The sequence below is a fragment of the Streptomyces sp. NPDC052040 genome, from assembly GCF_044548405.1.
In the GTDB taxonomy this organism is placed as follows: Bacteria; Actinomycetota; Actinomycetes; order Streptomycetales; family Streptomycetaceae; genus Streptomyces.
Map to the genome: position 1 here is coordinate 1,207,304 of NZ_JBIUBV010000001.1, position 12,540 is coordinate 1,219,843.

A 12,540-nucleotide genomic window follows, 5' to 3' on the forward strand; every position below is an offset into this window, starting at 1 on the left:
CGGCCCCGGGATCCGCAGTCCCGGAGCGGCGTCCGGGAGATACGCTCCCCGGAGCCGCAGTCCTCCGGACTCAGGACGCGGACCGGCACCTGAGCCGGGCGTCCGCCCAGTCCGCATGGTCGGAGTCGATGCCGTCGCCGCCGTCGGTGACGACCAGGCGCACCACGTGGGCCCCGCTCACATCCGCGCTGAGCGGTGCGGCGGGCATCGTGTTGGTCAGCACCCCGGTCCCGGCGGCCCTCCTGCCGTCCGCGAGGATCTCGAAGGCCACCGTGCCGTGGCCGCCCTTCTCGTCGTCCACGCCGACGTCCGCGGTGACCCGGTCGCACGCTCCGCCCGTGTAGTAGGCCAGTTCGCTCTCCGCGTGGACGCCGAGCCCCTTGGCGTACACGGTCCCGCCGACCGTGAGCGGATGCCCGTCGCCCGCGGCGCTCTCCCCATTGCTGCGGTCCCGCTCGGCTGGTCCGAAACCGTTCGCCGCCGACACCCACGGCAGATCGCTCAGAAACGACTCCCCCGGCGGCGGAGGAACGACCACCGTCGCCGTGACCGGCAGTGTGCTGTCCGCCCGCACCCCCGACGGTGCCCGGTAGTCCACCCGCAGGGTCAGCCCGTACGACCCCGTCGGAGTCCCCGGGGGCGCACTCAACTCCCAGGAGGTGCGCAGGGTCCGGCCCGTACGGAGCGCGCGGGCCGTCCGTGGTGACGCCGCCCGGACCGTCCAGCCCTCGGGTCCGGACAGGGACACGGAAACCTGCCGGGCCGTCGTACGACCCAGGTCCGCAGCCGTCGACGTCAGGGGAACGGTCCTCCCGGCGACGGCCAAGGGGTCCCCGTCCAGGCCGGGTTCGACGGCGGGCGGATGCGCGGCCCAGCGCCGGTCGGCCGTGACCCGGAGGAGGACCGTGCCGTGCGCGGGAACCGTCGCCGCGACGGTGCCCGCTGTGTTGTAGCCGCGGTGCTGCCACAGGTCGCGCAGCGTGTATCCGGCCGTCCCCGGCAGGCCCAGGGCGGAGGCGTCGGTGGCGATCCGCTGGGCGCCGCCCGTCTCGTTGAAGAGGGCCACCACCCGGCTGCCGTCCTTCATCGGCTTGACGACCACCCAGCGCCCGCCCGACGAGGACACCACGGTGCCCTGGCGGCCCAACGGGTCCTGGTCCACGGCGATGACCTCCCGGTTGCCGAGGATGTCGAAGGTCGCCTGTGAACCCTTGCGCAGATCGGAGCCGACGAGCAGCGGCGCCGCCATCATCGACCACATCGAGAAGTGGGTGCGGTACTCGGTGTCGGTCATACCGCCGTTGCCGACCTCCAGCATGTCCGGATCGTTCCAGTGCCCGGGTCCCGCGTACGCGGCGAGCGGCAGGTTCTTCTTGAGGATCGACAACATCGAGCCCCAGCTGTCGCCGATGTCACCCGTGGTGCGCCACAGTTGGCCGAGCGCGGGTGCCCACTCCCAGGGCCGGTTCTGCCCCCATTCGCAGATGCTGTAGACGATGGGCCGGCCGGTCGCCCTCAGGGCGTCCCGCATCGCCGTATAGCGCTGCCGGGCGTCCTGCCCCTGGTTGTTGCAGTTGTCGTACTTGAGATAGTCCACCCCCCAGTCCGCGAACTGCCGTGCGTCGCTGCTCTCATGGCCGAGTGCGCCGGGAAAACCCGCGGTGTCGCAGGTCTTCGTTCCCGCGCTGGTGTAGATCCCGAGCTTCAGCCCCTTGCCGTGGACATAGTCCGCCACCGCCTTGATGCCATGGGGGAAGCGCACCGGATCGGGCACGAGTCTGCCGTCAGCGTCCCGCTCGGGCAGCGCCCAGCAGTCGTCCAGATTGACGTACCGGTAGCCCGCGTCCTTGAGCCCCTTGGCAACGAGGAGATCGGCGATGCCCTCGACCATGGTCTCGTTGAACTCCGCCCGGCAGTGGGTGGAGTTCCAGTTGTTGAAGCCCATGGGCGGGGTGAGGGCGAGCCCGTCCGCCGTGGTGGAGGCGGGCGCGGGCGGGGACGCCGGGGCGGGCGGCGGCAATCCGGGCGTGGACAGCGCCGGGTCCGGCGGTGATCCGGGCGCGGCCACGGCGGACGCGGTGAGGCCGGTGCACATCAGGCCCGCGGTCAGTACCCCGACCGCACTCCACCGGAGCGCATGGGCAAGAGGGTGACGCATCGTTACGTTCCTCCATCCCTGAACAAGACTGCCTGTACAAGACTGAGTGTCTGCGTGCTGGTGCCACAGGTGCGCGCTTACGGTAGGCAGTGTTCGACTGTGGTGGAAGATGCACGGCGCAGGCTGGCTGATATCCCACCAACCTCCTTGGATTTCGCACTCCTTGGGGGTGAGGTCCGGCCTTTGTGTTCGGTTCTGTTGGGTCGGGCGAGCGGGCCCGGCGCCCGCGTGCTCCGCGCGGGAGACTCCGGGGCGTGACCTGCTGCCGTCCGCGGCAGTTGGACCGGTCATGAAGAAGCGCAGCATGCTCGCCCTCGCCTCCCTCGCCACCGGCTTCGTGGTCGCGGCCGTCACCCCCTCCCACGCGGCGGACCACGACACGCTCGGCGGCCTGAACGTCAAGGACACCCTGAGCACCGTGGACCACACCATCGACCAGGACGGCGTCACCGCGGACGACGGCGCCCTGGGGCAGAAGGGCTCCCTGGGACAGAACGGCTGAGGGGGAGCCGGAGGACGCGGCGCCGGTGCCCCTGGACGCCAGCCAGGGGCACCGGCGCCGTGGTGTGCTCCCGGTGGCGCGATGCTTCCCCCCGACCGGCCGTGGACGCACCCTCATCAATGGCGGGTTTCCATGGCAGGGTGGAGCGGGCAAGCCACAGGGGGCCAACAGAAGAAGAGGGGGAACCGTGATCGTCTGGGTCAACGGCGCGTTCGGTGCGGGGAAGACCACCACCGCACGGGAAGTGATCGAGCTGATCCCGAACAGCACGCTCTTCGACCCCGAGGTCATCGGCGGAGCACTCGCGCACCTGCTGCCGCCCAAACGCCTCGCCGAGGTCCGCGACTTCCAGGACCTTCCGATCTGGCGGCGGCTCGTGATCGACACCGCAGCCGCCATGCTCGCCGAACTCGGCGGTGTCCTCGTGGTTCCGATGACCCTGCTGCGCCAGGAGTACCGCGACGAGATCTTCGGCGGCCTCGCCGCCCGGCGGATCTCCGTGTGCCATGTCCTGCTCGCCCCGGCCGAAACGATCCTGCGCGAGCGGATAGCCGGCCGGGAGGTGCCACCCGACCTCCCCGACGGCGAGATACGGATCCGCCAGTGGTCCTACGACCACATCGAGCCCTACCGTGCGGCCCTCGCCTCCTGGCTGGCCGCCGACGCCCACCTCATCGACACCGGCGGCCTCACCCCGTACGAGAGCGCCCTGCGCGTCGCCGAGGCCGTGCGCAGCGGGGTCGCGCCCGTCAGCGACATCGTGCAGACCCCCGAGCCGACCTCCGAGACCCTCGCCGCCGGAGTGCTCCTCTTCGACGAACAGGATCGTGTACTGCTCGTCGACCCGACCTACAAGCCGGGCTGGGAGTTCCCGGGCGGGGTGGTCGAGCCCGGCGAGGCCCCCGCCCGCGCCGGAATGCGCGAGGTCGCCGAGGAGACCGGGATCACCCTGGAAGAGGTGCCCCGGCTGCTCGTCATCGACTGGGAGTCCCCGGCACCCCCGGGCTACGGCGGACTGCGCCTGCTCTTCGACGGCGGCCGCCTCGACGACGCCGTAGCCGAACGCGTCCTGCTGCCCGGACCGGAGCTGCGCGCCTGGCGGTTCGTCACGGAGGAGGAAGCGGCGGACCTGCTTCCGCCCGTCCGCTACGAACGGCTCCACTGGGCCCTGAGAGCCCGTGAACGCGGCGCCGCGCTCTATCTGGAAGCGGGTGTCCCGCTGGGCTGACGGGCAGTCAAGCCATGTGCCGGGGCGAGCAGTTCACGTGTCCGTGGAGTGCCGCACCGGAACGGGGAGCGGGACCCCGTCCGCCGCTGAGGGCCCGGAAGCGGGCCCTCAGCGGCGGCGGAAACGCTCAGCCCGCCGCGTAGTTGCGCAGGAACAGCGCCTCGGCGACCGACAGGCGCTCCAACTCCTCCGGGGACACGCTCTCGTCCAGCGCGTGGATCTGCGCCTCCGGCTCGCTCAGCCCGATGAGGAGGATCTCGGCCCCGGGGTAGAGCGACGCGAGGGTGTTGCACAGCGGGATGGAACCGCCCTGACCGGCGAACTGCATCTCCTCACCCGGATACGCCACCGCCATCGCCTCGGCCATCGCCGTGTACGCCGGGCCCGAGGGGTCCGCCTGGAACGCCTGCCCCTGACCGATCTGCTCCGTCCGCACCCGGGCACCCCACGGCGTGTGCGCCTCCACATGCGCCTGGAGCAGCTTCGCCGCCTCACCCGCATCCACGCCCGGCGGCACCCGCAGGCTGATCAGCGCCCGGGCGCTCGCCTGCACCGACGGGGTCGCGCCCACCACCGGCGGGCAGTCGATTCCGAGGACGGTCACCGCGGGACGGCCCCACAGACGGTCGGCGACCGGACCGGACCCGATCAGCTCCACACCGTCGACCACCTTGGCGTCCTTGCGGAACTGCTCCTCGTCGTACCGCAGCCCCTCCCAGGCCGACCCGCCCGGCAGACCGTCCACGGTCGTCGAACCGTCCTCGGAGCGCAGCGAGTCCAGGACCCGGACCAGCGCGGCCAGCGCGTCCGGGGCCGCGCCGCCGAACTGGCCGGAGTGCAGATTGCCGTCCAGCGTGTCGATCCGGACGCGGACCAGGGCCATCCCGCGCAGCGTGGTGGTGACGGTCGGCATGCCGACCCGGAAGTTGCCCGCGTCGCCGACGACTATGGCATCGGCCGCCAGCAGCTCGGGGTGCTGCTCGGCGTACCGCTCCAGACCGCCCGTGCCCTGCTCCTCCGAGCCCTCCGCGATGACCTTCACATGCACGGGCACCCCGCCGTTCGCCCGCAGCGCCCGCAGGGCCAGCAGATGCATGATCACACCGCCCTTGCAGTCGGCGGCGCCGCGCCCGTACCAGCGGCCGTCGCGCTCGGTCAGCTCGAAGGGCGGCGAGGTCCAGCCGGCCTCGTCGAGCGGCGGCTGAACGTCGTAGTGGGCGTAGAGGAGCACGGTCTTCGCGCCCTCGGGGCCGGGCAGATACCCGTACACCGACTGAGTGCCGTCCGGCGTGTCCAGCAGCTCCACGTCCGTGAAGCCCTCGGCGAGCAGCGCGTCCGCGATCCAGCCCGCGGCGCCCTCGCTCTCGCTCTTCGGGAACTGGTCGAAGTCCGCCACCGAGGTGAACGCCACCAGTTCGGTGAGCTCCTCCTTCGCCCTGGGCATCAGCGCGGCGATGGTCTCGGCGACCGGATTCGGGGACATGGAAAACACTCCTTGAGGCGCGACGGTGCACCGATGGGTACTTCTGTGCAGGTCTGTACTTCTGTGTGCGGGTGGTCATCCCGGGGTACGCGTGTGCCGGTACGCAGTGCGCGTACGTTGCCGATCCTCCCACAGCGGCCTGCGACGATGCCGCCGTAGGATGCGGGGGACAGGTGCGGCAGGCGGCTTGATCGGGAGCAGTAGACCATCGTGAGCAGCGAGAACTCTTCGGCGGACGACGTGCAGCGGGTATGGGACGTCGTCGTGGTGGGCGCGGGACCCGCGGGGGCCTCGGCCGCCTATGCGGCGGCCGTCGCGGGACGCAGCGTGCTGCTGCTGGAGAAGGCGGAACTGCCCCGGTACAAGACCTGCGGCGGCGGCATCATCGGCCCCTCGCGCGACTCCCTGCCCCCCGGTTTCGAGCTGCCGCTGCGCGACCGTGTCCACGCGGTCACCTTCTCCCACAACGGCCGCTTCACCCGCACCCGCCGCTCCAGGCAGATGCTGTTCGGGCTGATCAACCGCCCCGAATTCGACCAGCAGCTCGTTGAGCACGCGCAGAAGGCGGGCGCCGAACTGCGCACCGGCGCGACGGTGTCGCGGGTCGAGCAGCACGGTTCGGCGGTGCCCGACCGGCGCACGGTCGCCGTCGTGCTCCAGGGCGGCGAGACCCTGCTGGCGCGCGCCGTGGTGGGCGCGGACGGCAGTGCCAGCCGGATAGGGGCACACGTCGGAGTGAAGCTCGACCAGGTCGATCTGGGCCTGGAGGCCGAGATCCCGGTCCCGGAGAGCGTCGCCGAGGACTGGAAGGGGCGGGTCCTCATCGACTGGGGACCGATGCCCGGAAGTTACGGCTGGGTGTTCCCCAAGGGCGACACGCTGACCGTCGGGGTGATCTCCCGCCGCGGAGAAGGCGCCGCGACCAAGCGGTACTTGGAGGACTTCATCGCCCGGCTCGGGCTCGCCGGTTTCGAACCGAGCATCTCCTCCGGGCACTTGACCCGCTGCCGCGCCGACGACTCGCCGCTGTCGCGCGGCCGGGTGCTGGTGTGCGGTGACGCGGCGGGACTGCTGGAGCCGTGGACCCGCGAGGGCATCTCCTTCGCGCTGCGCTCGGGACGGCTCGCCGGTGAGTGGGCGGTGCGGATCGCCGAGGCGAACGACGCGGTGGACACCCGCCGCCAGGCCCTGAACTACGCCTTCGCGATCAAGGCGGGGCTGGGCGTCGAGATGAGCATCGGCAAGCGGATGCTGGCGATCTTCGAGCGGCGTCCGGGGCTCGTGCACGCGGTGCTGACCGGCTTCCGCCCCGCGTGGAACGCGTTCAAGGACATCACCCGGGGGTCCTCCTCCCTGGGGGAGATGGTCCGCACCCGTCCGATCATCCAGCGCGCCCTGACCGCGCTGGACCGGACGCCGCCGCCGGTGGCGGACGAGGTCACTTCCGAGGTCACTTCCTGATCGTCGTGATCGCGACGCGGAATACCGGGTGGTCGGGAGCGATTCTGCGCAGTTCCTGGTCCGGGGAGTCGGGGCCGACGCCGTTGAAGAAGACCCCGACCTCCGCCTTCCAGCGCTTGAGGTAGGCCCGCAGCAGCGGGGCCTTGTCGTCGTCGGCGACCTCGCTGGCCGTGAACACGTCCACCCGCTTGCCGAGCCGCAGTTCGCCGCCGCCCGCCGCGCGCATGTTGTGCGTCCACTGCACATGGCCGCGGGGGGCGACCAGGTACTGCCGACCGTCCACGGTCAGCAGGTTCACGGGGGTGATGCGCCACTCCCCGCTCTTGCGGCCCCGCACCGCGAGCAGCCGGGACCCCCAGACGCTGACGCCTCTGTTGGTCATCCAGGCCACGGCGCGGTTGAGGACATGAACGGTGAACCAGCCGGGCTTCCGGACATGCGCGGGCGTGGGCATCGACGTGGGCATCGACGTGGAGACGGGCGTGGGCTGGGGCGTGGACTTGGGCGTGGGCTGGGACGGGGACTTGGGCGTGGACATGGGGGTCGTCCTCCAGGGGCCGCAAAGTGTGAGCAGTGCTCTCGCTGTCGAACAGTGTGGGGGAGGGCGGTGCTCTGTTGCAAGAGCAGTGCTCGCGTTTTGATGCGGTGTTCACGTTCGAGCTCTCCGTCGCGAATATCGCGTTGTGGCTCCGGGGGGCGCCGCATAGGGTCACCGGCATGTCTGTGCGACTTCGTATGCGTCAAGCGCTGCCGGAAGCGATGCGGGCCCGCGACAAGGCCGCGGTGAGCGCCCTGCGCGCAACACTTGCCGCGCTGGACAACGCCGAGGCGGCACCCGTGGGTGAAGCCGAGCTGCGCGGCCTGGCCCTCGAGCAGTCGCCGGTCGGTGCCGGTGCCACCGAAGTGGCACGTCGTGAGCTGAGCGAGCGCGGTGTGGTGGATGTCGTGCGCGCCGAGGTCGCCGAACGGCTTGAGGTCGCGGCGCGGTTGACCGCACCCGCACACGCCGACCGCGCCGCACGGCTTCGCGCGGAGGCCGCCGTGCTGCTCGGCTTCCTGGGCGATCCCGGCGCCGCATAGGGGGCTTCCGGTTCGGTCGCGTCGGTCGTGGGTGGCGGTCGGGGATCGTTTCGCCTGTCCGGGTCCGGGTGGTCGGCTAGGGACCCTGTCCGGAGGGATCGTGGGTGATCAGGTCTCCCGGCTGGCACCGCAGGACCTCGCAGATCCTCGACAGGGTCGAGAAGCGAATGGCCTTGGCTCGCCCGTTCTTCAGTACGGACAGGTTGACGACGGTGATGCCGACCTGTGCGGACAGTTCGGTGAGTGTCATGCCGCGCTCGACCAGAAGGCGGTCGAGGTGGATCCGGATGGCGTGGGCTTCCTCTTCGGGCATCAGATGGTCCCTTCGAGGTCCTCCCGCATGCGCACGCCCTCGCGCATGATCTTCCCCATGATCACTGCGGCGAGACCCGCGAGGATGAGTGCCATGGGACCGGAGGTCGTCGGTCCGGAACCCACGATGGGTGCCATGCTGCTGACGAGCCAGGACTGAGACCATCCGGCGACGAGTCCGGCCAGTGGTGTGCCCGCGGTGACGAACCAGCCGAGCAGGGAGAGTCGTTGGGCCACCGTCTCGGTGAACGGTCCGTTCCGCAGGACCGCCTTGAGCAGCCGGGAGAAGAGCAGCAGGGCGAGCGCGGCGAACAGCAGCCAGGGCAGTTCAACCCCGAGGTCGGCGGCGCGCTGGCCCGCTGAGGGGCTGTCCTGGCAGAGGCGTGTGGTGCTGCCGGACATCTTTACGCCCGCGCTCACCGGCAGGGGGCCCGCCAATGAGGAGTTCCGCCAGAAGTCGGTCTGCACGCAGACCGCCCCGTCATCGGTCCCGTGTGTGACCCCCTTGCCGATGAAGGCGAGCCCGCAGAGCACCGCCAGTGCAAAGGTCACCGAGGCGAGCGTCCTCGTGAGTCGCGTATTCATGACATCCCCCCCTGCCTATCGATTTTCGATATGTTCAAGGTAGCGGAGCATATCGATATTCGACAAGTCCCGGGCTGCTGATGCGCGTCGGCCGATGCGCGCAGCGCTACTTCGTGAGCGCTGCTCCGCCCGGCGGCGACTGCTCCGACCTGCGAGCACTGCTCCGCCCGGTGAGTGCTGCCTCGCCGAGTGTGCATCGTGTCGTCGCGCGAGTGCTGCTCCGTGCTGCGAGCGCCGGTTCGCACTGTGAGCGCCGGTCCGCCCTGTGAGCACTGCTCGGCCACGCGAGCATTGCTCGGCCCTGCGAGTGCCGGTCCGTTCCGCGAGCACCGCTTGGTCCTGTGAGCGCCGCCCCGCCGTGCGAGCATCGCTCGACCCCGCGAGCACCGCTCTGCCCCGAAGTGCCGCCCGGCCCCGCGAGCACCGCTCTGCCCCGAAGTGCCGCCCGGCCCCGCGAGCACCGCTCTGCCCCCGGATCGCTGCCCGGCCCTGCGAGCGGCGCTCTGCCCCGAGAGTGCTGCTCCGCCCCGCGCGCACCGCCCCGCGCGCACCACCCTGCGTGCACCACCCCGCCCCGCGAGCACTGCTCGCCATTGTGTGCACTGCTCCGGATTCATGGCACACTGCGGGGCATGAGCACCCAAGGAGCCCGTGCCCGCGCCCGGATCGAGGTCACCGCCGCCATCAAGGATGAGGCCCGCAGACAGTTGGCCGCCGAAGGTGCCGCGAGGCTCTCGCTGCGTGCGGTCGCCCGGGAGCTGGGCATGGCCTCCTCCGCGCTCTACCGCTACTACCCCAGCCGCGACGACCTGTTGACCGCGCTCATCATCGACGCCTACGACGCCCTGGGTGAGGCCGCCGAGGCGGCGGCCGCGAAGACCGGCGATGTCGCGCCCGCGCGGCGCTGGGTGGCCGTGTGCGAGGCCGTGCGCGCCTGGGCGCTCGCGCATCCGCACGAGTACGCGCTGATCTACGGCACGCCCGTGCCCGGATACTCCGCCCCCGAGGCCACCGTCCCGCCCGCGGCCCGCGTGGGGCTGCTGCTGGCCGGTATCGTGCGCGAGGCGTACCAGGAGCGCGGGGTGGCCCGTAACCGGCTGTCCGCCGAACTGGAGGCCGAGGGTCGCCGTATGGCCGCGGACTTCGCGCCCGATCTGCCGCCCGAGGCGGTGACGGCTCTGGTGGCCGCCTGGGCCCAGTTGTACGGGCTGATCGGTTTCGAGCTGTTCGGGCAGTTCAACAAGGTCGTGGAGAACCGTGAGGCGTTCTTCCGGCATGCGGCGGCCCAACTGGCCCACGGGGTGGGGCTGGTTTTCCCGTAGCCGCGGAGGTTCCGGGGCACCGGCGGCCACGGTGGTCGGCGGCCACGGTGGTCGGCGGCCACGGTGGTCGGTGGTCACGGCGGCGGTCAGTCCGATGTACTCCCCGGGGAGTACCTGTGATCACCTCGTCGGGCTGACGCCGCCCGCCGCCTGCTGCGTCTAGCGTGAAGAGCATGGAGCAGCAGAGCACACCGGGCCCACCGCAGTGGTCCGGACCGCCGTGGTCCGGACCGCCGTGGTGGGGCCGCCCGGGCGACGGGCCCCGCGGCTCCCGGCTGCCCTGGCGCTCCACCCTGCTCCTCACCGTGCTGGTGATCGCCGGTACGCGCGCCGCGGCTCTCGGGCGGCAGGGCGACCGCGCGCACCTGGATGCCCTCGCCTATGCGCTGCTGCTCGTGGCCGCGGGGGCGCTGCTGTGGCGGCAGCGGTACCCCGTGCCCGTGGTGTTTGTGACGGCCATGGCGGCGACGGTGTATCTGGGTGCCGGGTATCCGTACGGTCCGGTCTTCCTCACCGTCGCCGTGGGCTGCTTCGGTGCGCTGGCCGCCGGGCACCGCACGGCGGCATGGACGGCGGTGGGGCTGTTCTGGGCGGGGCATGTCCTGGTGTCGCACTGGCTGTACCGGTGGCTGCCGCCCGCCGGGGACTCGGCCGCCTCCTGGGGGCAGGAACTGGTGATCGCCACCTGGGTGGTGGCGTTCGTGGCGGTCGCGGAACTGGTGCGGGTACGGCGTGAGCAGTGGGCGCGCGAGCGGGTCGAACGGGCGCAGGCCGCACAGCGGCGCGCCGACGAGGAGCGGCTGCGGATCGCCCGTGAGCTGCACGATGTCCTCGCCCACAGCATTTCCGTGATCAATGTTCAGGCGGGGGTCGGCCTGGCGCTGCTGGACTCCGACCCCGAGCAGGCGCGTACGGCGCTCACCACGATCAAGGCCGCCGGGAAGGAGGCACTCGGGGAGGTGCGCCAGGTGCTCGACACCCTGCGGGCGCCCGGTGACGCGCCCCGCGCGCCCGCCCCCGGGCTCGGCCGGCTGCCGGAGCTGGTCGAGCAGGCCGCCAGCGCCGGACTGGCCGTCACGGTCGAGGGCACGGCACCCAGGCTCGCCCCCGGCGCCGATCTCGCCGCGTTCCGCATCGTTCAGGAGGCGCTCACCAATGTCGTACGGCACTCCGGATCGCGCCGCGCCCGGGTGCACCTCGACACCCGGGCGGACGCGCTGCGGCTCCGTGTCGACGACGACGGGCCCGCGACCGCGGCAGACGGCACCGCGACCGGCGCCGGTGCTGGCAGCGGCGGCAATGGACTCGCCGGGATGCGGGAGCGGGCCGCCGCGCTGGGCGGCACCGTCGAGGCGGGGGTGCGCCCCGACGGCGGCTTCCGCGTGGTCGCCGTGGTGCCCCTGACGACGTCGGCCGAGGATTCCGTCGCACCCCGGGAGGGCCGATGATCCGGGTGCTGCTCGCCGACGACCAGTCCCTGGTCCGGGCGGGGTTCAAGGCCCTGCTGGACGCACAGCCCGACATCGAGGTCGCGGGTGAGGCCGCCGACGGGGAGGAGGCGCTGCGCAGGGTCCGCGAACTGCGCCCGGACGTGGTGCTGATGGACATCCGCATGCCGCGGGCCGACGGGCTTGCGGCGACCCGCGGCATCACCGGCGACCCGGCTCTGGCCGCGGTCAAGGTGGTCATGCTCACCACCTTCGAACTCGACGAGTACGTCTTCGAGGCGATCCGCTCGGGAGCTTCCGGATTCCTCGTCAAGGACACCGAGCCCGACGAACTGCTGCGCGCCGTAAGGGCGGTGGTCGACGGAAATGCCCTGCTGTCGCCGAGAGTGACCAGGCGGTTGATCGCCGAGTTCGCCGCCCGTTCCAAACAGCCCGCGGCCGCCGCCTCCCTGTCCGCGCTCACCGAGCGGGAACGGGAGGTGATGGCACTGGTCGGAATCGGCCTGTCCAACGACGAGATCGCCCGCCGACTGGTCGTCAGCCCGCTCACGGCCAAGACCCATGTCAGCCGCACCATGATCAAGCTGGGCGCCCGGGACCGGGCCCAACTGGTCGTCCTGGCCTACGAGTCGGGACTGGTCCGCCCGGGCTGGCTGGGCTGACCGCCGGTCCCACACCCGAACCGCACCAGCACGCCGACCACCCGGACGCCAAAGAGCACGGCGGCCCCGACGGCACCCGTGACGAGGAGTGCGTGTCGCGCCCCGCCCGTCAGGCCGAACACGAACACGGGTCCGGCCACAGCTCCGAACAGCAGAGCCGCTGCGACGGCCGCCGTGCACAGCGCGTAGCCGATCTCGACCGTGATCGCGTCCCGTTCGGCCTGGGTGCGTCGTGGCGGCCCGCCGAAAGAATGTCCCCCCGGATTCTCCATGGAGCGCATCCAACAGGCGTGTGCCCG

13 protein-coding genes are annotated in these 12,540 nt (G+C 71.6%); 7 read left to right on the forward strand and 6 right to left on the reverse strand.

Annotated elements, in window-relative coordinates:
• Positions 1 to 70: 70 nt before the first annotated feature.
• Positions 71 to 2,158 (reverse strand): NPCBM/NEW2 domain-containing protein, encoded by a 2,088-nt coding sequence (locus ACIHAA_RS05110; RefSeq protein ID WP_399813251.1) that lies wholly within the window; start codon positions 2,156 to 2,158, stop codon positions 71 to 73.
• A gap of 289 nt (positions 2,159 to 2,447) precedes the next feature.
• Here ACIHAA_RS05110 and ACIHAA_RS05115 point away from each other — a divergent pair, with 289 nt between their 5' ends.
• Together ACIHAA_RS05115 and ACIHAA_RS05120 are read left to right on the forward strand one after the other, a co-directional pair.
• Complete coding sequence (locus tag ACIHAA_RS05115) at positions 2,448 to 2,660, forward strand: hypothetical protein (RefSeq protein ID WP_399813253.1); 213 nt, start codon at positions 2,448 to 2,450, stop codon at positions 2,658 to 2,660.
• A gap of 187 nt (positions 2,661 to 2,847) precedes the next feature.
• The gene (locus tag ACIHAA_RS05120) at positions 2,848 to 3,888 is read left to right on the forward strand and encodes an NUDIX domain-containing protein (protein WP_399813255.1); all 1,041 of its coding nucleotides are present in this window, start codon (positions 2,848 to 2,850) and stop codon (positions 3,886 to 3,888) included.
• A 127-nt stretch (positions 3,889 to 4,015) separates the two neighbouring features.
• Here the strand turns inward: ACIHAA_RS05120 and ACIHAA_RS05125 are convergent, their stop codons facing one another.
• A complete protein-coding gene (locus ACIHAA_RS05125; RefSeq protein WP_399813257.1) occupies positions 4,016 to 5,371 on the reverse strand; it encodes a dipeptidase in 1,356 nt (451 codons plus the stop codon).
• A 210-nt stretch (positions 5,372 to 5,581) separates the two neighbouring features.
• Between ACIHAA_RS05125 and ACIHAA_RS05130 the strand changes: the two genes are divergently transcribed.
• The gene (locus ACIHAA_RS05130; RefSeq protein ID WP_399813259.1) at positions 5,582 to 6,832 is read left to right on the forward strand and encodes a geranylgeranyl reductase family protein; all 1,251 of its coding nucleotides are present in this window, start codon (positions 5,582 to 5,584) and stop codon (positions 6,830 to 6,832) included.
• On the opposite strand, the gene ACIHAA_RS05135 is transcribed toward ACIHAA_RS05130, so the two are convergent.
• The gene (locus ACIHAA_RS05135; protein ID WP_399813734.1) at positions 6,822 to 7,286 is read right to left on the reverse strand and encodes a nitroreductase family deazaflavin-dependent oxidoreductase; all 465 of its coding nucleotides are present in this window, start codon (positions 7,284 to 7,286) and stop codon (positions 6,822 to 6,824) included. The two genes, ACIHAA_RS05130 and ACIHAA_RS05135, sit on opposite strands and share 11 nt — an antisense overlap.
• 305 nt (positions 7,287 to 7,591) lie before the next feature.
• On the opposite strand from ACIHAA_RS05135, the gene ACIHAA_RS05140 reads away from it, so the two are divergent.
• On the forward strand, positions 7,592 to 7,912 hold the full coding sequence (locus ACIHAA_RS05140) for a hypothetical protein (protein ID WP_399813735.1): 321 nt from the start codon (positions 7,592 to 7,594) through the stop codon (positions 7,910 to 7,912).
• A gap of 76 nt (positions 7,913 to 7,988) precedes the next feature.
• Here the strand turns inward: ACIHAA_RS05140 and ACIHAA_RS05145 are convergent, their stop codons facing one another.
• The gene (locus tag ACIHAA_RS05145; RefSeq protein ID WP_399813262.1) at positions 7,989 to 8,225 is read right to left on the reverse strand and encodes a helix-turn-helix domain-containing protein; all 237 of its coding nucleotides are present in this window, start codon (positions 8,223 to 8,225) and stop codon (positions 7,989 to 7,991) included.
• Positions 8,225 to 8,809, reverse strand: a complete 585-nt coding sequence (locus tag ACIHAA_RS05150) for a DUF2975 domain-containing protein (RefSeq protein WP_399813264.1) — start codon at positions 8,807 to 8,809, stop codon at positions 8,225 to 8,227. Before ACIHAA_RS05150 ends, ACIHAA_RS05145 begins: the two co-directional genes overlap by 1 nt.
• Positions 8,810 to 9,441: 632 nt before the next feature.
• On the opposite strand from ACIHAA_RS05150, the gene ACIHAA_RS05155 reads away from it, so the two are divergent.
• The 3 genes from ACIHAA_RS05155 to ACIHAA_RS05165 all read left to right on the forward strand — a co-directional run bounded on the left by ACIHAA_RS05155 (position 9,442) and on the right by ACIHAA_RS05165 (position 12,241).
• The gene (locus ACIHAA_RS05155; protein ID WP_399813266.1) at positions 9,442 to 10,131 is read left to right on the forward strand and encodes a TetR/AcrR family transcriptional regulator; all 690 of its coding nucleotides are present in this window, start codon (positions 9,442 to 9,444) and stop codon (positions 10,129 to 10,131) included.
• A 173-nt stretch (positions 10,132 to 10,304) separates the two neighbouring features.
• The gene (locus tag ACIHAA_RS05160; protein ID WP_399813269.1) at positions 10,305 to 11,579 is read left to right on the forward strand and encodes a sensor histidine kinase; all 1,275 of its coding nucleotides are present in this window, start codon (positions 10,305 to 10,307) and stop codon (positions 11,577 to 11,579) included.
• Positions 11,576 to 12,241 carry a response regulator gene (locus ACIHAA_RS05165; RefSeq protein ID WP_399813272.1) on the forward strand — a complete coding sequence of 222 codons (666 nt, stop codon included), beginning with the start codon at positions 11,576 to 11,578 and terminating at the stop codon, positions 12,239 to 12,241. Before ACIHAA_RS05160 ends, ACIHAA_RS05165 begins: the two co-directional genes overlap by 4 nt.
• On the opposite strand, the gene ACIHAA_RS05170 is transcribed toward ACIHAA_RS05165, so the two are convergent.
• Positions 12,202 to 12,513, reverse strand: a complete 312-nt coding sequence (locus ACIHAA_RS05170) for a DUF6332 family protein (protein WP_399813275.1) — start codon at positions 12,511 to 12,513, stop codon at positions 12,202 to 12,204. The genes ACIHAA_RS05165 and ACIHAA_RS05170 overlap by 40 nt on opposite strands.
• Between the last annotated feature and the right edge of the window lie 27 nt (positions 12,514 to 12,540).